Source organism: Streptomyces sp. NPDC007917 (assembly GCF_042959105.1).
Classification (GTDB): Bacteria; Actinomycetota; Actinomycetes; order Streptomycetales; family Streptomycetaceae; genus Streptomyces.
The window spans coordinates 74,868-97,324 of the sequence record NZ_JBIBKK010000018.1 but is presented as its reverse complement, the minus strand read 5'-3'; the positions used below and the strand labels follow the sequence as shown (position 1 = coordinate 97,324).

Sequence of the window (22,457 nt, the reverse complement as noted above, 5' to 3'; positions counted from 1 at the left end):
AGAAGCTGCTTGACTACCTCAAGCGCGTCACCGCCGAACTGCGCCAGACCCGCGGCAGGCTGGCCCAGCTCGAGTCGTCGTCCGCCCAGGAGTCGATCGCGATCGTGGGTATGGCGTGCCGGTATCCGGGGGGCGTGTCCTCCCCGGAGGATCTGTGGCGGCTGGTCGTCGACGGAGTGGACGCCGTCTCGGAGTTCCCCGAGGACCGGGGCTGGGACCTCGACGCGCTGTACGACCCCGACCCGGAGCAGACCGGCACCAGCCTGACCCGGCACGGCGGGTTCCTGCACGATGCCGCGGAGTTCGACGCCGGCTTCTTCGGCATGTCGCCGCGCGAGGCGATGGCCACCGACCCGCAGCAGAGGCTCCTGCTCCAGACGTCGTGGGAGGCGCTGGAGCGGGCGAGCATCGCCCCGTCCTCGCTGCGCGGCAGCCGGACCGGTGTCTTCACGGGTGTGATGTACAGCGACTACGGGACGCGCCTGGTGCGGGACACCGGCGGCTACGAGGGGCAGCTGATGACCGGCAGCCTCCCGAGCGTGGCGTCGGGCCGGGTGGCCTACACCTTCGGGCTCGAGGGCCCGGCGGTGAGCGTCGACACGGCGTGTTCCTCGTCGCTGGTGGCGTTGCATCTGGCGGCGCAGGCGTTGCGGGCGGGGGAGTGTTCGCTGGCGCTGGCCGGCGGGGTCACGGTGATGTCCACGCCGCGGACCTTCGTGGAGTTCTCCCGGCAGCGCGGGGTGTCACCCGACGGGCGGTGCAAGGCGTTCTCTGACGCGGCCGACGGCGCGGGGTGGGCCGAGGGCGTGGGGATGCTGGTGCTGGAGCGGCTGTCGGACGCGCGGCGCAACGGGCACCGGGTGCTGGCGGTGCTCCGGGGCTCGGCGGTCAACCAGGACGGCGCCTCCAGCGGTCTGACGGCGCCCAACGGACCGTCCCAGCAGCGGGTCATCCAGGACGCGCTGGCCTCGGCGGGGCTGTCCCCGTCCGAGGTCGACGCGGTGGAGGCACACGGCACCGGCACCCGGCTGGGCGACCCGATCGAGGCGCAGGCGCTGCTGGCGACGTACGGGCAGGAGCGGACGGAGCCCCTGTGGCTGGGGTCGTTCAAGTCGAACATCGGTCATGCGCAGGCGGCGGCGGGTGTCGGCGGTGTGATCAAGATGGTGATGGCGATGCGTGCCGGTGTGCTTCCGGCGACGTTGCATGTGGGGGAGCCGTCGTCGCATGTCGACTGGTCGGCGGGTGCGGTCGAGCTGTTGACGGAGCGGCGGGCGTGGCCGGAGGTGGATCGGCCGCGTCGGGCGGGTGTGTCGTCGTTCGGGATCAGCGGGACCAACGCGCATGTGATCGTCGAGCAGGCACCGCCGGACGAGGCCGCCACGGAAGCTGAGGTCACCGCCCCGACGGTGGACGGCCCGGTGCCGGTGGTGGTGTCGGCGCGGAGCGGGACCGCGTTGCGGGCCCAGGCGGCGCGGCTGCGGGAGTGGGTGGCCGACGATCCGGAGCTCGGCCCGGCGGACGTGGGCTATTCGACGGTGACGACGCGGTCGGCGCTTGAGCACCGTGCCGCGGTGGTGGCCGCGGACCGCGCGGAGCTGCTGGCGGGCCTGACCGCCCTGGCGGCCGGGGAGGCGTCCCCCGATGTGGTCGAGGGCGCCGTCGCGCCGGAGTCCGGCATGGTGTGGGTGTTTCCCGGCCAGGGATCCCAGTGGGCCGGCATGGCCCGCGGGCTGAGCGAGACCTTCCCGGCGTTCGCGGAGCGGCTGGAGGAGTGCGAGCGGCTGCTGAGCGCCCACGTCGACTGGTCGCTGCGGGACGTCCTCGAGGACGAGGAGGCGCTGGCGCGGGTCGATGTCGTACAACCCGCGCTGTGGGCGGTGATGGTGTCCCTCGCCGAGGTGTGGCGCTCGCTCGGTCTTGAGCCGTCCGCCGTCGTCGGCCACTCGCAGGGCGAGATCGCCGCCGCGTGCGTGGCGGGCGCGCTGTCCCTCGCCGACGGCGCGCGGATCTCAGCGCTGCGCAGCCGGGCCCTGCTCGCCCTGGCCGGCCGCGGCGGGATGCTGTCGATCGTCGCGTCGGAGTCCTGGGTCCGCGAGCAGGTGGAGCCGTTCGGCGACCGGGTGTCGATCGCCGCGGTGAACGGCCCCAACACGGTGGTGGTCTCCGGGGACCAGGACGCGCTGCAGGAGCTGGGGCTCGTCCTGGCCAAGGCGGGCGTGATGCGGTGGAACGTGCCCGGGGTCGACTTCTCCGCGCACTCCGCCCATGTCGACGCCCTGGCCGGTGAGCTGGCCGAGATCCTGGCCGAGGTCGAGATGCGGCCCGCGCGGGTGCCGTTCTACTCCACGGTGACCGCGGGCCGGCTCGACACCGGGGAGCTGGACTCCGGCTACTGGTACCGCAACCTCCGCGAGCCGGTGCGGTTCGAGGCGGCGGTGCGCGCCCTGGCCGACGACGGCCACGGCGTGTTCCTGGAGGTCAGCCCGCACCCCCTGCTGACCATGGCGATCCAGGACACCGTGGCGTCCGCGGTGGCGCAGGGCACGCTGCGCCGCGAGGAGGACCCGACCCGGCGGCTGCGGCTGTCGGTGGCCGCGCTGCACGCGAGCGGCGTCCCCGTGGACCTGCGCCCCGTGGTCGGGACCGGCCGCGTCGTGGAGCTGCCGACGTACGCCTTCGAGCGCAAGCCGTACTGGCTGGTGGAGCCGGAACCCCTGCTGGACGCGGCCGTCGAGCTGGCGGACGGCGACCAGAAGGTCCTGGCCGGGCGGCTGTCGCTGGGCACCCATCCGTGGCTGGGCGACCACCGCGTACGCGGCCAGGCCGTGGTGCCGGGGACCGCGCTCCTGGAGATGGCGCTCCAGGCCGGGGCCGAGGTGGACGAACTGACCCTGCAGGCGCCCGTGGTGGTCCCCGACCACGGCGAGATCGAGGTCCAGCTGCTCGTGGGCCCCGCCGACGACGGGGGCTACCGGCCGCTGCGGCTGCACAGCCGGGTCCAGGGCTCCGACTGGCGGCTGCACGCGACCGGCGCCGTCGTCGACCGGAGCGGGCCCGCGGACGCGGCCGACCTCGGGGAGTGGCCGCCGCCGGCCGCCGAGCCGGTGGACCTGTCCGACTGGTACGCCGACCGCGAGGCCCGAGGCATTCAGTACGGGCCGGGCTTCCGCGGTCTGCGACGGCTGTGGCGGCACGGCGACGAGCTGTTCGCCGAGGTCTCCCTGGCCGCGCCGATCCGCCCCGCGCTGCTCGACGCCGCCCTGCACGCCCTGGACATGACGGTGCCCGCGCTGCCGTTCTCCTTCAGCGGCGCCCGCTGGCTGGACCAGGACGCGGCGGCGGAGCTGACGAGCCTGAGGGCGCGGATCACCCCGCGGGCGGACGGTTCGGTCGCCCTGTATCTCACGGACGGCATCGGACGGGGCGTCCTGTCGGTCGACTCGCTGACGCTGCGCCCCATCGGCGCCCCGACGCACGACGGCTCGCTGTTCCAACTCGACTGGATCGCCGCGCGTGCCGAGGGAACCGCCGACCTCGCCGACGTCACGGTTCTGCGCTGCCCGGCCGCCGACGGCGACACGCCCTCCCGGCTGCGGGAGGTGACCTCCCGACTCCTCGGCGACCTGCAGACGTGGCTCACCGAAGCGGAGACCGACGACTCACGCCTGGTGGTGGCGACCACCGGCGGAGCGGCGGATCCCGTCACGGCCGCGGTGTGGGGCCTGGTGCGCTCCGCCCAGACGGAGAACCCGGACCGGATCGTGCTCGTCGACATCGACGACACCAACAACACCGACAACACCGACAACACCGACAACACCGACGATATGGACGGTCTGGAGCAGGTGCTGCCGACCGTACTGGCGTGCGGCGAGCCGCAGGTCCTGGTGCGCGGGGGCGAGCTTCGCGTACCGCGGCTCGTGCACGCCGGGGTGCCGGTGGCCCAGACGCCGGCGCTGAACGACGGCACGGTGCTGATCACCGGGGCGTCGGGCACCCTGGGCGGGCTCGTGGCGCGGCATCTGGTGACCGAGCACGGGGTCCGCGACCTGGTGCTGGTCAGCCGCGGTGGAGCGGTGGAGCTCGCCGACGAGCTGACCGCGATGGGCGCCTCGGCCTCCTCGGTGGTCTGCGACGCCGGTGACCGCGACGCGCTCGCCGAGGTGCTCGCGGCGATACCGTCGGAGCGTCCGCTGCGCGCCGTCGTGCACGCCGCCGGGACGCTCGACGACGGCGTGATCGGTTCGCTGACGCCGGAGCGGCTGCGGTCCGTGCTGTCCGCGAAGGCCGACGGCGCATGGCATCTGCACGAGCTGACCCGCGATCTGGACCTGTCGGCGTTCGTGCTGTTCTCCTCCGTCGCCGCCACGCTGGGCACCGCGGCGCAGGGCAACTACGCCGCCGCGAACGGGTTCCTCGACGGGCTGGCACGGCACCGCCGTGACCTCGGCCTGCCGGCGGTGTCGCTGGGCTGGGGGCTGTGGGCGGAGCGCAGCGGTCTGACCGGCCGGCTCGACGAGGCCGATCTGGCACGGCTCGGCGAGGCCGGTGTCCGCCCGATGGACACCGACGTGGCTCTGGCGCTGTTCGACGTCGCCCTCGGCGCGGACCGTGCCCATCTGCTGCCCGTGCACCTGGACCCCACGGCCACGCCTGCGCCGCTCTTCCGCGAGCTGGTCCCGGCGCGCCGCCGGTCGCCCGCCCCGACGGCGCCCACGGCCGCGCCGCCCGTCGCCGCCGACGGTCCGCGGTGGACCCCCGGCACCGTCGGCGACCTGGTGCTCCGGGAGGTGGCCGCGGCGCTCAAGCACGACTCGACCGCCGACATCGACCCGGACGCCGAGTTCCACCGGCTGGGGTTCACCTCGCTGGCCGCCCTGGAGCTGCGCAACAGGCTCAACGCGCGCACCGAGCTGCGGCTGCCCGCGACCATGGTGTTCCAACACCGTACGCCCCGGGCCCTGACCGCCTTCCTGGCCGACAAGCTCATCGGCGCCGAACCGGCGGCCAAGGCGCTCCCGGCCGGCCCGGTCGCCGGTGAGCCGGCCGGCCGGTCGGCCGACGAGCCCATCGCGGTGATCGGCGTCGCCGGCCGTTACCCGCTGGCCGGTACGGTCGGCGAGCTGTGGGACAACCTGGCGGCCGGCCGGCACTGCGTCAGGGAGGCGCCCGCCGACCGCTGGGACGCCGACGCGCACTACGACCCGGTGACGCCGGGCGGGGCGTACAGCAAGTGGGCCGGTTTCATCGACGGCGTCGACCGGTTCGACCCCTTGTTCTTCCACATCTCGCCCGCGGACGCCGAGGCGATGGACCCCCAGGAGCGGCTGTTCCTGCAGACCGCCGCGGCGACCGTCGAGGACGCCGGCTACCCGGCGGCCACGCTCGCCGCCCAGGGCCCGGTCGGCGTCTTCGTCGGCGTGATGAGCAGCGACTACGAGTGGATGGGCGGCGCGGCGAACGCGCTCGGCGTGCCGACCGACGCCCACTCGCACCACTGGTCGGTCGCCAACCGGGTGTCGCACTTCTTCGACTTCACCGGGCCCAGCCTGGCGGTGGACACCGCGTGCTCCGCCTCGCTGACCGCCGTCCATCTGGCCTGCCAGTCCATCCGGGCCGGTGAGTGCTCCGCCGCGATCGCCGGTGGCGTCAACCTGATCCTGCACCCCAAGCATCTGCGCAGCCTCGCCCAGGCGGGCATGCTCGCGCGCGACGACCGGGTCAAGGCCTTCGGCGCGGGCGCGGACGGCTTCGTCGACGGCGAGGGCGTCGGCGCCGTGCTGCTCAAGCCGCTGTCGGCGGCGCTCGCCGACGGGGACCGCGTGCTCGCCGTGGTCCGCGGCTCCGCGATCAACTCCGTCGGGAACGCCGGCGGCTACACCGTGCCCAGCTCCGCCGCCCAGAGCCAGGTGATCCGTACGGCGATCGACCGGGCCGGGATCGGCGCCGACACCGTCGGCTATGTGGAGGCGCACGGCACCGGGACGCTGCTCGGCGACCCGATCGAGATCGCCGGACTGGTCGACGCCTTCGGCGGCCCGCTCGAACCGGACGGGCGCGAGGAGCGGCCACGCGTGGCGGTCGGCTCGCTCAAGTCCAACATCGGCCACCTGGAGGCGGCGGCCGGTATCGCCGGTGTGACGAAGGTGCTGCTGCAGTTCCGGCACGGGGCGCTCGCGCCCTCGCTGCACTCCGCCCGCCCCAACCCGGAGATCGACTTCAGCACCACGCCGTTCGAGGTCCCGCAGACGCTGCGGCCGTGGACCCCCTCGGAGCTGCCCAGGCGCGCCATCGTCAGCTCCTTCGGAGCCGGCGGCGCCAACGCCTGTGTGGTCATGGAGGAGTACGCGCCACTCGCCCCGCCGGAGCCGGACGGGCCGAAGCCGCCGGACACGCAGCAGCTGGTGGTGCTCTCCGCCAAGAGCGAGGACCGGCTGCGCGCGTACGCCGCCGATCTGGCGGCCTTCCTGCGCCGGGGCGCCGGAGCCGGCGAGGACGCGGAGCGCCGCTGTCTGCGGCTCGCCGAGGAGCTGGCCGACGCCGAGCCCGGGTCGCTCGACCTCGACACCGATCTGGTCGACTGCGGATTCGGCATCGCGGAGCGGGCCCGCTACTTCGCCACGCTGGCCGAGGAGCTGGGTGCCAAGCTGCCGTCGGCGGCCACCTCGGCCGACACCATCGGCGCGGTGGCCCGGGCGGTGGCCCACATCCGGCCTCCGGCCACCGACTTCCCTCCCCTCGCCGATATCGCGCACACCCTGCAGGTGGGGCGTACCGCGTACGAGTTCCGCCTCGCCCTGCCGGTGTCTTCGGTCCCCGAAGCCCTCGCGCTGCTGGACACCTACGCTGCGGGCGGCGCCGACGACCGGATCACGACCGGGCGTGCGGTGCGGCCGGCCGACGGCGACGCCGACACCACGCCGCCGCGTGATCTCGCGGAGGCCGCCGAGCGGTGGGTGTCCGGTGCGCGGGTCGACTGGTCGCCGTTCACTCCGGCGTCCGCGCGCCGCATCGAGCTGCCCACCTATCCGTTCGCCCGCCGGCGGCTGTGGATCCCGGAGATGCCCACGCCGGCCGCCTCCGCCCCGGTTCCGGCAGCCCCGGCGGTGCCCGCGCCGGCCGCCGGTGTCGATCCCGCCGTCGCGCGGGTGCTCGCCGGCCTCGCGGAACTCGACGCCGCCTCGGTCTCCGGGCTGTTCGGGGTCTACCAGCGCATGGGCGCCTTCCAGCGCCCCGGCGAGCGGCACCGAAGCGAGGAGCTGCGCGGCAGCCTTCAGATCCGGGACAGGTTCCGCCGGCTGCACGAGGCGGTGCTCCACCTCTTCGTCGGCGCCGGTCTGCTGACCTACGACGGCGACCAGTTCACCACCACCCCCGCCGTGACCGACCTGGCGACCGGCTGGCGGGCCGGGTTCGACCGCGTCGCGGCCACGTATCCGGACGTCGAGCCCACGGCCGGACTCAACCGGGAGTTCCTGGAGGCCTACCCGCGAATCCTGCGCGGCGAGGTGGTGGCCACCGAGATCATGTTCCCGGACTCCTCGATGGAGCTGGTGCGCGACCTCTACCGGGGCAATCCGCTCACCGACTTCTTCAACGACCTGGTGGCGGACACGGTCCGCCGCTACCGGGACCACGGCCCGGCCGCCGGCCGGCCCGTGCAGGTGCTGGAGCTCGGCGCGGGCACCGGCGCCACCAGCGAGAAGGTGCTGCCCGTACTGGCCGGGCAGCCCGGCGCCGGCTACACCTTCACCGACATCTCGCCCCGCTTCCTGGAGTACGGCCGGGAGCGGTTCGCCGCCGACTACCCGTTCGCCCGGTTCCAACTGCTCAACCTGGAACGCGACCTGGCCGAGCAGGGGTGCGCCCCCGGCTCGTACGACCTGGTGCTGGCCACCAACGTGGTGCACGCCACCCGCGACCTGAGCGCGACGCTGCGGAAGGCGAAGACACTGCTCAAGCCCGGTGGCTGGCTGGTGCTGAACGAGCTGACCACCATCCGGCCGTACCTCACCCTCGGCGGCGGCGTGATGGAGGGCTGGTGGGCGTTCCAGGACGACGAGGTGCGGGTGCCCGCCGCTCCGCTGGCCGCGCCCGCGACCTGGACCCGGCTGCTCGGCGAGGCGGGGTACACGCGGGTCAGGGTCCTCGGGGCGGACGGGGCGGAGCTGGGGCAGCACGTCCTGGTCGCGGAGAACGACACCGTCGCGCCGCGCGTGGAGCCGGCGGCGGGTGCCCCCGCGGTGGTGACGGCCCGGGCGACGGCCGACCCGGCCGGCGCGCTCGGCGACCGCCTGCGGGAGCTGGTGGAGCGGGTGCTCAAGCTGGACGTCCGGATCGACCCGGACCGGCAGCTGGCCGACTACGGGTTCGACTCGCTCAGCGGCATGAAGATCGTGGCCGCGGTGGACGAGGCGTTCGGCGTCGCCGTGCCGCTCGACGAGTTCTTCGAGCGGCCGACCCTGCGGGAGCTCACGGCCTATCTGGCCTCGGGCTGGCTGGCGGACGCCACGGCACCCGCCGACGCCGATGCCGTGGACGGGACGCCGCGGCCCGACGAGGACGCCGAGCCGACGCTGCACCCGATGTCGCACGGGCAGCGGGCGCTGTGGATGATCGAGCAGCTCGCCCCCGGGAACAGCGCCTACAACCTGCCGCTCGCCTTCTGGCTCGCCCCCGATGTCGACGTCAGCAGTCTGCGCGCGGCCCTGCGGCACCTGCTGGAGCGGCACGAGCAACTGCGGGCCGCGGTCGCGACGGAGCGGGACGAGCCCTCCATGAGCGTCGCCGCCCACCGGAGCCTGCCCTTCCAGCAGGTCTTCCTCGCCACGGCCACGGACGCCGAGCTCCGCGACCGGGTGAACGCCGACATGCGCCAGCCGTTCGACCTGGGCGACGGCCCGTTGGTGCGGGCGACCCTGTACACGCTCGACGACGGGCGGCAGGCGTTGCTGCTCACCGTCCACCACCTGGTGCTCGACGGGGTGTCCATCCCGCTGCTGCTGGCCGATCTGGAGCGCGGCTACCACGCGGTCCGCGCCGGCCGACCGCTGCCGGCCGACCGCCCCGCCCACACCTACGCCGAGTTCACCGCCTGGCAGCGCGCGCTGCTCGCCGGGGCCGAGGGGGAGCGGCTGCGCGACTACTGGATCGGGCGGCTGCGGGGCAGGCGCACCACCGTGCCGCTGCCGCTCGACCGGCCGCGGCCGCCGGTGCCCGGCTTCCGCGGCGCGACGGTCGAGGGCCGCCTCACCGCGGCCGTGACGGAGCGGGCGCGCGCCCTGGCCACCGCGGAGCGGGCCTCGCTGTCCAGCGTCATGCTGGCGGTCTACTTCGCGCTGCTGCACCGGTACAGCGACCAGGCCGACATCGCCGTCGGCACACCCACGGCGAGCCGCCCCGCGAGCGGCTACGACGACGTGGTCGGCTACTTCATGAACATGGTCGTCCTCGCCGAGCGGGTCGAGGGTGACGAGCCCTTCCGCGGCCTGGTCGGCCGCGTCCACCGGATGGTCCTGCAGGCGCTCCAGCACAGCGCCTACCCGCTGATGACGCTCACCGAAGAGCTGAACCGGCAGGTCCCCGGCTCCGGAGGCAAGCTGTTCGACGTCGCCTTCTACTTCCACAACTGGACCCGGGACCTGCGCGACGACGGTCTGGTGCGGGGCCGGGTCGACGGTGTGCACCAGGAGGGCGAGTTCGATCTGACCCTCGACCTGGTCGACCACCCCGAGGGCTGCCGGTACACCCTCAAGTACAACCCGGATCTGTTCGACGCCTCCACCGTGGAACGCCTCGGGGAGCACTTCGCCACGCTGCTGGCGTCCGCCGTCGGCGCGCCGGAGACCGCGGTCGGCGAGCTCGACCTGCTGACCGCCGGCGAACGCGCCCTGCTCGCCCCGCCCACCGGCGTGGAGTATCCGGCGGACGCCCTGGCGTGGGACCTCGTACGGCGCCAGGCCGCGGCCCGCCCGGACGCGGTGGCCGTCCGCCACGGCGACACCGAGCTGACCTACCGTCAGCTGGCCGAGCGGGTCGACACCCTCGCGGCCCGGCTGACCGCCGCCGGCGCCGGACGGGGCCGCACCGTCGGCGTCCTGCTGCCGCGCGACGCCGACCTGCCGGTCGCCCTGCTCGCCGTGCAGGCCTCGGGCGGCACCTATGTGCCCCTCGACCCCGCGTATCCCCGCCAGCGGCTCGACTACATCGCCGAGGACGCGGGGCTGCATCTGGTCCTTACGCACTCCGTCGTCGGCGACACCCTCGGGGACGGGGTGCCCCGGCTGCTGATCGACCAGGACGAGTACCTGCCGGCGGACGCCTCGCCGGTGGCCGCGCGGGCCTCGGACATCGCGTACATCATCTACACCTCCGGCTCCACGGGCCGCCCGAAGGGGGTCCGGGTCCCGCACCGGGCGCTGACCAACTTCCTCTGCTCGATGGCGCGCGAACCCGGCTTCGGACCGGAGGACACCCTCCTGGCGCTGACCACGATCTGCTTCGACATCTCCGCCCTGGAGCTCTACCTCCCGCTGATCACCGGCGGAACGGTGGAGGTCCTGCCGGCCGAGGTGGCACGCGACGGACTGCGGCTGCGGGAGGCCGTGGAAGGCGGCGCCGCCACGGTGCTCCAGGCCACCCCCGCGACCTGGAGCATGCTGCTCGCGGCCGGCTGGCGCGGCGACCCCGGGCTGAGGGTGCTCTGCGGTGGCGAGGCGCTGTCGGCCGAGACGGCCGAGGCGCTGCTCGCCGCGGGCGGTGAGGTGTGGAACCTCTACGGCCCCACGGAGACCACCATCTGGTCGGCCACCAGCCGCCTTCGCCGCGGCGAGCGGGTGACCATCGGCACCCCGATCGCCAACACCGCCCTGTACGTGCTCGACAGCGGCGGCCGTCCGGTGCCCGGCGGCGCGGCGGGCGAGCTGTACATCGGCGGACACGGCGTGGCCGACGGCTACCTGGGACGGCCCGACCTGACCGCCGAGCGGTTCCTGCCCGACCCGTTCGCGACCGGGCCTGACGCCCGGATGTACCGCACCGGCGACCTGGTCCGCCGGTTGCCGGACGGGCGCGTCGAGTACCTGGGCCGGATCGACTCCCAGGTCAAGGTCCGCGGCTTCCGGGTGGAGCTCGCGGAGATCGAGTCGACGCTGCGGCGCCTGGACGGCGTCCGCGACGCCGTCGTGGTGGCGCGCGGCACGGGCGCCGCCGACCAGTCGCTCCTGGCCTGCTACGTGCTCGACGACGGGGTCCCCGAGCCCACCCGGGACCGGCTCGCGACCTGGCTGCCCGAACACATGCTGCCGGACGCGCTGGTCCGGGTCACCGGCTTCCCCCACACCCTCAACGAGAAGGTCGACCGGAGGGCGCTGGCCACCCTGCCGCTCGCCGAACTGCGGGCCCGCTACGGCGCGAAGACGCCGCAGCGAGCCGGGACCGCGCCCCGCGCCCAGGCGGCCACCGGGCCCGTCGAGGCGTTGCGGGGCGAGCTGGCCGCGATGGTCGGCCGGCTGACCGGGGCGCGCCCGGAGGACATCGGCGCGCACGACCCGCTCGGCGAGGCCGGCATGAACTCGGTGAACTTCACGACCCTCAGCGTCGAGCTCCGCAAGGCGTACGGGATCGAGGTCTACCCGACGCTGTTCTACCGCAAGGGCACGCTGTCCTCGCTGGCCGAACACCTGTGGCACGAGCACGGGGCGCACCTGGCGGCGCGCTTCGGCGACGCGGCACCGGCGCCCGCACCCGCCTCCGCGGCGGCACCGGCCGAACGCCCGGCGCACGGGGGTGACATCGCGGTGATCGGCATGGCCGGACGGCTGCCGGGATCGGCCGACCTCGAGGAGTTCTGGGACCACCTGGTCGCCGAGGACGACCTGGTGGGGGAGGTCCCGGCGGACCGCTGGGACTGGCGGCGGCAGCCGAACTCCCGCTGGGGCGGGTTCGTGCCCGGCGTGGACCGCTTCGACGCCGCCTTCTTCGGCATCTCGCCGCGGGAGGCCGAGCTGATGGACCCGCAGCAGCGGCTGCTGCTCGAGGTCGTCTGGGCGGCCGTCGAGGACGCCGGCTACCGCCCGTCCGACCTGGCCGGACGGCGGGTCGGGGTGTTCATCGGCGTCGCCAACACCGAGTACCTGGAGCTGCAGCGGGCCGCCGGGCACGGCCCCCAGGGCCACACCGCGACCGGCGCCGCGGCGTCGATCGTCGCCAACCGGGTCTCCTACCTGCTGGACCTGCGCGGCCCCAGCATGGTCATTGACACGGCCTGCTCGAGTTCGCTCGTCGCCCTGCACCAGGCCTGCGCCGCGCTGCGCGACGGCACCTGCGACCTGGCCATCGCCGGCGGGGTCAACGTGATGCTCATGCCGTCGGTGTACGAGGTGCTGAGCAAGGGCGAAATGCTCAGCGCGGACGGCCACTGCAAGACCTTCGACAGCCGCGCCGACGGCTACGTCCGGGGAGAGGGCGCCGGTGTCGTCCTGCTCAAGCCGGACGGCCGGGCGCGGAGCGACGGCGACGCGCGGCACGCGGTGATCAAGGCGACCGCGGCCAACCACGGCGGGCGCACCACATCGCTGACGGCGCCCAACCCGGACGCCCAGGCCGATCTGCTGGTCGAGGCCTACCGGGACGCCGATGTGCCGGTGGAGACGGTCGGCTACATCGAGGCGCACGGCACCGGCACGGCGCTGGGCGACCCGATCGAGACCACCGGGCTGAGCACCGCCTTCCGCCGGCTCCGCGCCGAAGGCGGCACGGCCCCGGCGCCGGGGTGTGCCATCGGATCGGTGAAGACCAACATCGGTCATCTCGAGGCCGCCGCCGGCATCGCCGGACTGCTCAAGGTCGTGCTCGCCATGCGGCACGGCACCATCCCCGCCAGTCTGCACCTGCGGGCGCCCAACCCGTACCTGGAGCTGGACGGCGGCCCGTTCGAGATCGCCGCCACCACCCGGCCCTGGCCCCGGCAGCGGGACGCCGGGGGACGCGAACTGCCGCGCCGCGCGGGGGTCAGCTCGTTCGGCTTCGGCGGGACCAACGCGCATGTCGTGATGGAGGAACCGGATATGCGGGAATTCCGTGACCAGGGCCAGGACCTGGAGAACCAAGCCCAGGCCGAGTACCTGTTCACGCTCTCGGCCCGGACGCCGGAGGCCCTGCGGGAGGTCGAGCGGCGGCTCGTCGACCACCTCGAGAACCACGATGTCGCGCCAGGAGACCTCGCGTACACCCTGCAGACCGGTCGTGAGCCGATGGCGCACCGGCTCACGGTGGTCGCCGACGGCACCGCCGCCCTGCGGGCCGAGATCGTCGAACACCTCGCCGGCCGGCCGTCGGCGGTGCGCACCGGAACGGTCGGACGGGACGTCACCCCGCGCGCGGCCGGCGCCACGCGCGACCTGACCGCCCTCGCGGCCGACTGGCTGGCGGGCGCCGACATCGACTGGGCGGCGCTGCACCGGGGCGCGAACCGCCGCCGGGTACACCTGCCCAGCTATCCGTTCGCCCGCACCCGCCACTGGTTCGCGCCGGAGCCCGCCGCCCGGCTGCACCCGACGCTGCTGGACGCCGCCACCGACGGGCACACCTTCGCCAAGACGCTGACCGGACAGGAGTTCTTCCTCCGTGACCACATCGTCGGCGGCGAACGGGTGCTGGCCGGCGTGGCGTACCTGGAGATGGCGCGGCTCGCCGGCGAACTCGCGACCGGCGAACCGGTGCGCGGCGTCGACGCCCTGGTCTGGGCCGCCCCCGTGCGGCTGCCGGACGCCGCCGCCGAGCACCGGCTGATCGTCCGGCTCGACGGCTCCTCGTTCGAGGTGCGGACGGACGGCGGCGCGACGCATGCCCGCGGCACCCTGGTCGCCGGGGGCGCCGGACGGCGTCCGGACCCCGTCGACCCGGCACGGGTCCGCTCGCGCTGTGCGACCGTCCACTCCGGCGCCGACTGCTACGCGACGTTCTCCCGGCTGGGCTTCGACTACGGTCCGAGCTTCCGGGTGATCGAGGAACTGGCCATCGGCGAGGGCGAGGTGCTGGCCAGGCTGCGGCTGCCCGCGGCGCGGGCGGCGGACGCGGGCGACTACGCCTTCCACCCGTCGCTGTTCGACGCCGCGCTGCAGACCGCGGCCCGACTCGCGCCGGGCGCGGACGACCTGACGAGCGCGGTGCCGTACATGCCGTTCTCGGTCGGCTCGGTCAGGATCTACGACGCGCTGCCCCAGCGGCTCCACGCCTATGCGACCCCTGCGGCGGGTGGTCCGCTCTGCTTCGACGTGGTGCTGCTCGACGAGGCCGGCGCGGTGGTCGCCGCGATCGACGGGTTCACCCTGCGGGCCGTCCCGGCCGGCGACGCGGTGCATGCCTTCGAGCCGGTCCGGCAGCCGGCTCCGCCCGTCCGGCGGACACTCGCGGGCACCGTGCTGGTGCTCGGCGCCGGTGCCCAGGGGCAGGAGCGGGAGGTGTGCGACGCGCTGAGCGCGGCGGGCGCCACCGTCCGGCGGATCGACCCGGACACCCCCCTCGCCCTCGACGCCGCCGCCGGCCCGTACCACCTGGTGCACCTCGCCGAGGAACACGCGCCCGCGGAACAGGATTTCCACCGGGCGCTGACACTGCTGCAGACATGGCAGCGGGATCGCCGCGGCGCGCTGCGCTACCTGTACGTCCACCGCGACCCCGCCACCTCCCCGGCCCACCCCGCGATGGCGGCCTTCGGCCGCTCCGTGAGGCGGGAACACCCGTCGATCGACTTCGGTGTGCTCGCCGTGGCCGCCGGTTCCCTCCCCGAAGCGGTGGTGTCCGAGCTCCGAGCGGAGAGCGAGCCGGACGTACGGATCGAGGGGAGCGGGCGGACCCGCGCTTCCTGGCGCCGGCTGAACCTGCCGGCCGGTGGCGCGTCACCGTTCACCGGCTCGGGCGCCCATGTGATCACCGGCGGCACCGGCGGACTCGGGCTGCTGCTCGCCGAGCACCTGGCCCGCACGAGCAGGGGCGCGATCGTGCTCGTCTCGCGCGGCGCTCCCGATCCGGCGGCGGCGGCGCGTATCGAGGCCATCGGGGCGCACACGGCGCGGGCCGATGTCGCGGACGCCGCGTCGGTGCGCGCGCTGATCGCCGAGGTGCGCCGGTCACACGGCGCGATCAGCGGTGTGCTGCACCTCGCCGGGGTGCTCAGGGACGGTTTGCTGCACGGCAAGGACCGGGCCGACGTGGAGGCGGTGCTGGCCGCCAAGGTCCATGGCACGGTGTGGCTGGACGAGGCGACGCGCCACGACACGCTGGACTACTTCGTGACCTTCTCGTCCGCGGCGGCGGCCTTCGGCAACGTCGGCCAGACCGACTACGCCTTCGCCAACGCGTTCCTCGACCACTTCGCGGAGCGCCGGGAGGAGCAGCGCCGGCAGGGCCTGCGGCACGGCCGCACCCTGGCCGCGGCCTGGCCGGTCTGGGCCGACGGCGGGATGCGGGTGGAGGCGGCCGACCTGCGGCGCATGACGCGGGAGACGGGCATGCGCGTGGTGCGGACCGCCCCCGCGATGGAAGCGCTCGAGCGCGCCCTGGCCGGCACCGCGGCGCGGGTGCTGCTCGCCCCCGGCGACCCGGAGCGGATCCTGACCGCGCTCGGCGAAGAGCCGGCCCGCCCGCCGGCCACGTCCGCCGCCGAGGCGCCCCGGCCGACGGCGGTCGCCGACTCCCGGGCGGCCCACTCCCGGTCCGCGGACGCCCGGTCCGCCGACGCCCGGTCCGCGGCGGAGCAGTGGCTGATCGGGATCATGGCGGAGGAGCTGAAGCTCCCCGAGTCGGAGATCATCCCCACCGAGCCGTTCGACAGCTACGGCGTGGACTCGCTGATCACGCTGGGCGTCACCCGCAAGCTGGAGGACCGCCTCGGCCCGCTGTCGAAGACCCTGCTGTTCGAGTACCTGACCGTCCGTGAGCTGGCAGACCACCTGACCGCCGCGCACCCCGGCGCGTTCGCCCGGGCCGAAGCCGTCATCGAAGAGGCCGCCCCGCAGCGGCCACGGCCCGAGGCCGTCAGCGACGACATCGCCATCATCGGCGTCGCGGGCCGCTACCCGGAGGCCGACGACGTCGACGAGTTCTGGCGCAACCTCCGGGCGGGCCGGGACAGCATCGAGGAGATTCCCCGCGAGCGGTGGGACAACAGCCGTTTCTACGACCCTGACAAGTCGGCCTTCGGCAAGACGTACGGCAAGTGGGGAGGGTTCATCCGCGGCGCCGACCGCTTCGACCCGCTGTTCTTCCGGATGTCGCAGATCGAGGCCGAGCACACCGACCCCCAGGAGCGGGTGTTCCTGGAGACCGTATGGCATCTGATGGAGGACGCCGGCTACACCCGTGAGCAGCTGCGCGCCACCCGCACGGGTGTGTTCGTGGGCATGATGTACGGCCAGTACCAGCTGTACGGGGTGCAGGAGGCGTTGCGCGGCGAGGGGCTGCCGCCGCACTCGTCGTTCGCCTCGGTGGCCAACCGGGTGTCGTACTTCTTCGACTTCTCCGGACCCAGCGTCGGCCTCGACACGATGTGCTCCTCCGCACTGGTCTCGATCCACCAGGCGTGTCTGGCGATCCGCAACGGCGACTGCGAGGTCGCGGTCGCCGGCGGCGTCAACATCACCAGTCATCCCGCCAAGTATCTGCAGCTCGCGTGGCGCGGTTTCCTCTCCGAGGACGGCCGGTGCCGCAGCTTCGGGGCCGGCGGCACCGGATACGTCCCCTCGGAGGGCTCCGGCGCGGTGCTGCTCAAGCGCCTCGACGCGGCCGTGGCCGACGGGGACCGCATCCTGGCCGTGGTCAAGGGGTCGGCGGTCAACCACGGTGGCACGGGGCGCGGGTTCAATGTGCCGAACCCCAAGGCACAGGGCGATCTGGTACGCGCCGCGCTCGACCGCGCGGGCATGCGGCCGGCGGATCTGAGCTATGTGGAGGCGCACGGCACCGGCACCGCGCTCGGCGACCCGGTGGAGATCGCCGGCATGATGCAGGCGTTCCGGGGCGACATGCCGGAGCGGCTGCCGATCGGCTCGGTGAAGTCCAACATCGGACACGCCGAGTCGGCGGCCGGTATCGCGGCGGTCACCAAGGTGCTGCTGCAGATGCGCCACGGCGAGCTGGCCCCCTCGCTGCACTCCGCCGAGACCAACCCGAACATCGACTTCGCGGCCACCCCGTTCGAGGTTCAGCGCGAGGTGGCGCCGTGGCCGCGGCGTACGCTGGCCGACGGCACAGCGCAGCCGAGGGCCGCGGGCGTGAGCTCGTTCGGCGCCGGTGGCACCAACGCCCATGTCATCCTGCAGGAATACCTCGGCGAGCCGGAGCCGCCGGCCGCCCCGGCGGGCCCGCAGCTGGCGGTGGTCTCCGCCCGGGAGGCCGACCGGCTGGTGGCGCAGGCCCGCCGCCTGGCGGCACATCTGCGGGACGCCGAATGCGCGCCGCGAGACCTCGCCTGGACGCTCCAGACCGGCCGTGAGGCGATGGCACACCGGCTCGCGATCCGGTTCACGGACCTGCCGGAGCTGATCCGGCGCCTGGACGAATTCGTCGACGGTGGCACACCCGCCGACAGCTGGACCGGCGTCGTCGATCCGCGCAAGGCCCCGGCCGCCGGGCCGCTGCCCGCCGATCCCTCGGCGTACGCCGAGGCCTGGACCTCCGGCCGGCAGGTCGACTGGCCGGCCCTGCACGCGGGAGCGCGGCCCCGCAGGGTGCCCCTGCCCGGCTATCCCTTCGACGGCGAGCGGGTCTGGCTGGCGGCCGCGGACGCCACCCCGGCCGCCCCGGACGCCGCCCCGGCCGCCCCGGCCGCCTCGGACGCCGCCGACGGGCTGCTGCTGACCCGGCAGTGGGTGCCCGCCGAGCTCACGCGGAACACCCCGCTGCCCGGCCGGACCGCCGTCCTGGCGGCGCCGGGAACCGAGGGGCTGGCCGCCCGGCTCGCCGCCACCCTGCCGGGCGCGGAGGTGCTCACCCCCGATCGGCTCGCCACCGACACCCACGGCGAGCGCTTCGACGCGGTGGTCGACCTGGCCGGCTGCGCGGATCGGGACGAGCCCGCCGACCACGCCGGGCTGACCACCTGGGTGAGCTGGCTGCAGCGCGCCATGGACCGGGACCAGCGCGAGCTCACCGCGCTCCTCGTCTCCCGGGACACGGCGGCCGGGCTGGGCGGCGCGGCGCGGGCCGGGCTGTACCGGATGCTGCAGAGCGAGTACCGCCATGTGCGTTCCCGCCAGGTGGAGATGGGGGCCGCCACCGACGAGCAGCTGTGCCGGTGGGTCGCCGACGAGCTCCGGGCCGGTGACTCGCCCGCCCAGATCGCCTACCGCGACGGCGTACGCCACCGGGCCCGGCTGCGCGAACTGGCCCCAGGCCCCCGCCACGAGCTGCGGTTCCCGCAGGGCCACGCGCTCTGGGTGACCGGCGGCACCCGTGGCGTCGGCCTGTTGACCGCCCGCCACTTCGTCGCCCGCCACGGCGTGCGCAAACTGGTCCTCACCGGCCGCGAGGCGCTGCCGCCACGGACCGAATGGGCCGGCCACATCGCCGCGGGCACCGCGCTCGGCCGCAAGCTGCGCCCCCTCGCCGAACTGGCGGACCAGGGCGTGGAGTTGATGGTGCTCAGCGTGGCGCTGGACGACAAGGAGGCCACCGCTGCCGCGCTGGCAGAGGCCAGGTCCCAGCTCGGCCCGATCGGCGGAGTGATCCACAGCGCGGGCTTCAGCGACGCCGAGAACCCCGCCTTCGTACGCAAACCGCGGAGCGGGATCGAGCGGGTGATCGGCCCGAAGATATTCGGCCTCGACACGCTCGTGGAGTGTTTCCGCGACGAGCCGCTCGCCCTGTTCGTGCTCTACTCCTCGGTCTCCGCCGTCGTTCCCGCGCTCGCGGTCGGACAGAGCGACTACGCCATGGCCAACGCCTACCTGGACGCCGTCGCCGAGGCCCGCCCGTACGGCCTGCCGCTGGTCAGCGTGGAGTGGCCGAGCTGGAAGGACACCGGCATGGGGCAGGCGCGCAGCGCCGCCTACCAGGCCTCCGGGCTGGCCGCGCTGACGGATGAGCAGGGACTCGACCTGCTGGAGCGGGCGCTCGCCAGCGGCGCGCGGGTGGTCCTGCCCGCGGTGGTACGGCCGGGCGCCGACTGGGATCCGGAGCGGTTGACCGACCGCCGGCTCAGCCCGGACGCGGACCGTCGCCCGGACCCGGACGCCTTTGAACACCACCCGCCGGTGGCGGCGGCCGCGACGGCGCCTGACGCGCTCCGGAAGGCGGTCGACGCGGTGGTCTCGTGGCTGCTCGACCAGGTCGCGGTGGAGCTGCGGTTCGACCGGGCCCGGCTCTCCGGGGACGTGCCGCTGCAGGACTACGGCATCGAATCGATCCTGGTCTCGCAGCTCCTGCAGACCCTCGGCAAGCAACTCGACGTGTCGATCGACCCGTCCGCGTTGTTCGAGTACCCCAGCGCCGACGAGTTCGCGGCCTACCTGGCCGAGGAGCACCCGCGGGAGCTGGCCGCCGCCTTCGGCGAGGATCATCCGGCCGACACACCGGCGTTCACCTGGCCCCAGGCGGCACCGGCAGCCGCCGCCCACTCCGCCGTCGGCCCGGCCCCGGCGCCGCCCGCCGCGGAGCCGGCACGGGCCGCCACCCAGGACATCGCGGTGATCGGCCTGTCCTGCACCTTCCCCGAAGCAGCGTCCGCCACCGAGTACTGGGAGCTGCTGCGAGGGGGACGCTCGGCGCTGCGCCCCATCCCCGAGGATCGCTTCGGCCGCCCGATGGACTACCACGCGGGACTCCTCCCCGACGTGCTGCGCTTCGACCCGGAGTCCTTTTTGCTGTCCGAGGCGGATGTCGCGGCCATGGATCCGCAGGCGCTGTTGCTGCTGGACGAGGTGAACAGGGCCGTACACCACGCCGGGTACCGGCCCGCGGAGCTCAAGGGCCGCCGGATCGGCGTGTACGTCGGTGGCCGGGGCAGCCACATGCCGGACGCCGAGCGGCTGGAGCAGGCGAAGAACCCGGTCGTGGTCACCGGACAGAACTACCTGTCCGCCAACCTCTCCCAGTTCTTCGACTTCAGGGGCCCGAGCCTGGTCATCGACACCGCCTGCTCATCCGCGCTGGTGGCGATGGACATGGCCGCCCAGGCGCTGCGCGCGGGCGATATCGAGTCGGCCGTGGTCGCCGGGGTGAGCCTGCTCGCGGACGACCGGGCGCACCAGGTGTTCGGGCGGCGCGGACTGCTCAACCCGGGGGCGGAGTTCCACATGTTCGACCGCAGGGCGGCCGGACTGGTGCTCGGCGAGGGCGTCGGCGTCGTCGTCCTCAAGTCCCTGACCCGCGCCCGGGCCGACGGGGACCGGGTGCTGGCGGTGCTCAAGGGCATCGCCATCAACAACGACGGGCGGACCGCGGGCCCGGCCACGCCGAATCTGCAGGCGCAGACCGAGGTCATGAAGGAGGCGCTGGCGCGCGCCGGCCACCGGCCGGAGGACATCGGCTGGGTGGAGGCCAACGGCTCCGGATCCACCGTCACCGACCTGCTCGAACTCAAGGCGGTCGAATCGGTCTACGGCGCCGGCCGGACCGGGAGGGTGGCACTCGGCTCGATCAAGCCGAACATCGGTCATCCGCTGGCCGCCGAGGGGATCGCGGCCTTCATCAAGGTGGTGCTGATGCTGCACCACCGGGAGCAGGTGCCGTTCCGGTCGGGGCAGGAGCCACCCGCCCACTTCGACCTGGCCGCCTCGTCGCTGTACTTCCCGCGCGAACCCCGCCCGTGGCCGAGCTCGGCCGAGGTCGCGGCGCTCAACTGCTTCGCCGACGGCGGCACCAACGCGCATCTGCTGGTCGCCCCGGCACCCGCGGGCGCCCCGGACACCCGGGCGCCGCTGCCGGAGCCCGCACTGAACCGAAGGATCGTCATCCGGGGGACCCAGGGGATTCAGGTGACCGGGGGGACACAGGGGAGCGGGCCGGCGACCGGAGCGAGTGACCCCGCCCCGGCCGGGACCGCCCCCGCACCGGCCGCGACCGGCGCCGGCCTGTTCTGGGACAGCTACCAACCGGGGGATGCCGCCGACGCGGCAGAATCGAGGCCTGCATGATCACGTCTCATACGTTCCTGGTGGCCGGCCACGCGCTCGCCGCCATCGCCGTCGTACTGCTGGTCGGATACCTGGGCCGGTGGGCGGCGCGCGCCGTCCGGCAGCCCCCGGTCGTCGGCGAGATCGCGGTGGGCATGCTGCTGGGGCCCGCCCTGCTCGGGCTGGTGTGGCCGCGTGCCGAGTCGGTCCTGCTGCCGGAGCCCGTGCTCGAGGTGCTGCGCCAGACCGGACACGCGGGACTGGTGTTCTTCCTGGTCGGTGTCGCCCACGAGTTGCGCCTCGACGCCTCGCGGCTGCGCGACAGGTCGATCGCCTGGACGACCATGGGCAGTCTGGTGCCGTCCGTGGTGGCCGGTGTGGCGTTCGCCGGCTGGCTCCTGTGGTACGACCGGCCGGAGTTCCGCGGGGACGCGCCCACCCCCGCGTTCGTGCTGATGCTGGCGATCGCGATGACGGTCTCGGCCGTGCCCGTGCTCGCCAGGATCCTCGCCGACCGCGGCCTGACCACCACCCGCGTCGGCGGGCTCGCGCTCACCTCGGCAGTGATCATCGACGCGCTGGCGTGGCTGGCCCTCGCGGTGGTGCTCGGCATCGCCAAGGGCGGCGGGGTGAAAGGCATCGCGACCGCTCTCGTCGTGCTCGTGCTCGGCCTGGTGGCGACCGCGCTCGTCCGCCGGCTGCTGCGGCTCCCCGCGGCCGAGCGGTTCTGCGCGCGGCTGCCGTGGCTGGTGGCCGTTGTGCTGGGCGGGGGCGCGCTCGGTGTCGCCGCGGCGGCGGAGTCCTGGGGGCTCACCGCCATCTTCGGCGCCTTCGTGGTGGGACTGATGATCCCGACCGGCTCGGCGCACTGGGACGCGCCGGTCCGCTGGGTGTCCACGCTGGGCCTGTGGCTGGTGCCGGTCCTCTTCGTCACCACCGGCCTTAAGGTGTGGAAGGGGGCGACCGGCATGCCGTGGCTCGTGGCGATCGTGGCCACGGCGCTCGCCGCGCTCGCCAAGCTCGGCGGCACCTACCTCTTCGCGCGCTGGGGCGGTGAGGGGCGAACGGGGGCGCTGCGCCTGGGGGCCCTGCTGAACACCCGGGGGCTCACCGAGATCGTGCTGCTGCAGGCCGGGTTCAACGCCGGAGTGATCAGCCCGGCCCTGTACCTCTGCCTGATGGTGATGGCGTTGGTGACCACCGCGATGACGGGGCCGCTGCTGACGGCGATCGACCGGCACCTGGCGGGCGGCGCCGTCTGGGAACCACGACAGGAGGTCCAGCGTGCTGCCACCGGTTGAGCGGTCCGGCCCCGGTGACGGTCGGGGAGAATCCCTGCCC

At 74.3% G+C, this 22,457-nt stretch carries 1 protein-coding gene and 1 pseudogene; both read left to right on the top strand.

What is annotated here, in order from left to right; translation table 11 throughout:
- Positions 1-26: 26 nt before the first annotated feature.
- A pseudogene (locus ACFZDL_RS30720) lies at positions 27-21,137 on the top strand (amino acid adenylation domain-containing protein); the annotation flags it as partial.
- Positions 21,134-22,417: a cation:proton antiporter gene (locus ACFZDL_RS30715; RefSeq protein ID WP_353595005.1), complete on the top strand. Its 1,284-nt coding sequence runs from the start codon at positions 21,134-21,136 to the stop codon at positions 22,415-22,417. The pseudogene ACFZDL_RS30720 and the gene ACFZDL_RS30715, both read left to right, overlap by 4 nt.
- Positions 22,418-22,457 lie beyond the last annotated feature (40 nt).

Excerpts from the sequence above, each read along its gene's own strand:
- ACFZDL_RS30715 (WP_353595005.1), top strand. The coding sequence starts at position 21,134 with ATGATCACGTCTCATACGTTCCTGGTGGCCGGCCACGCGCTCGCCGCC.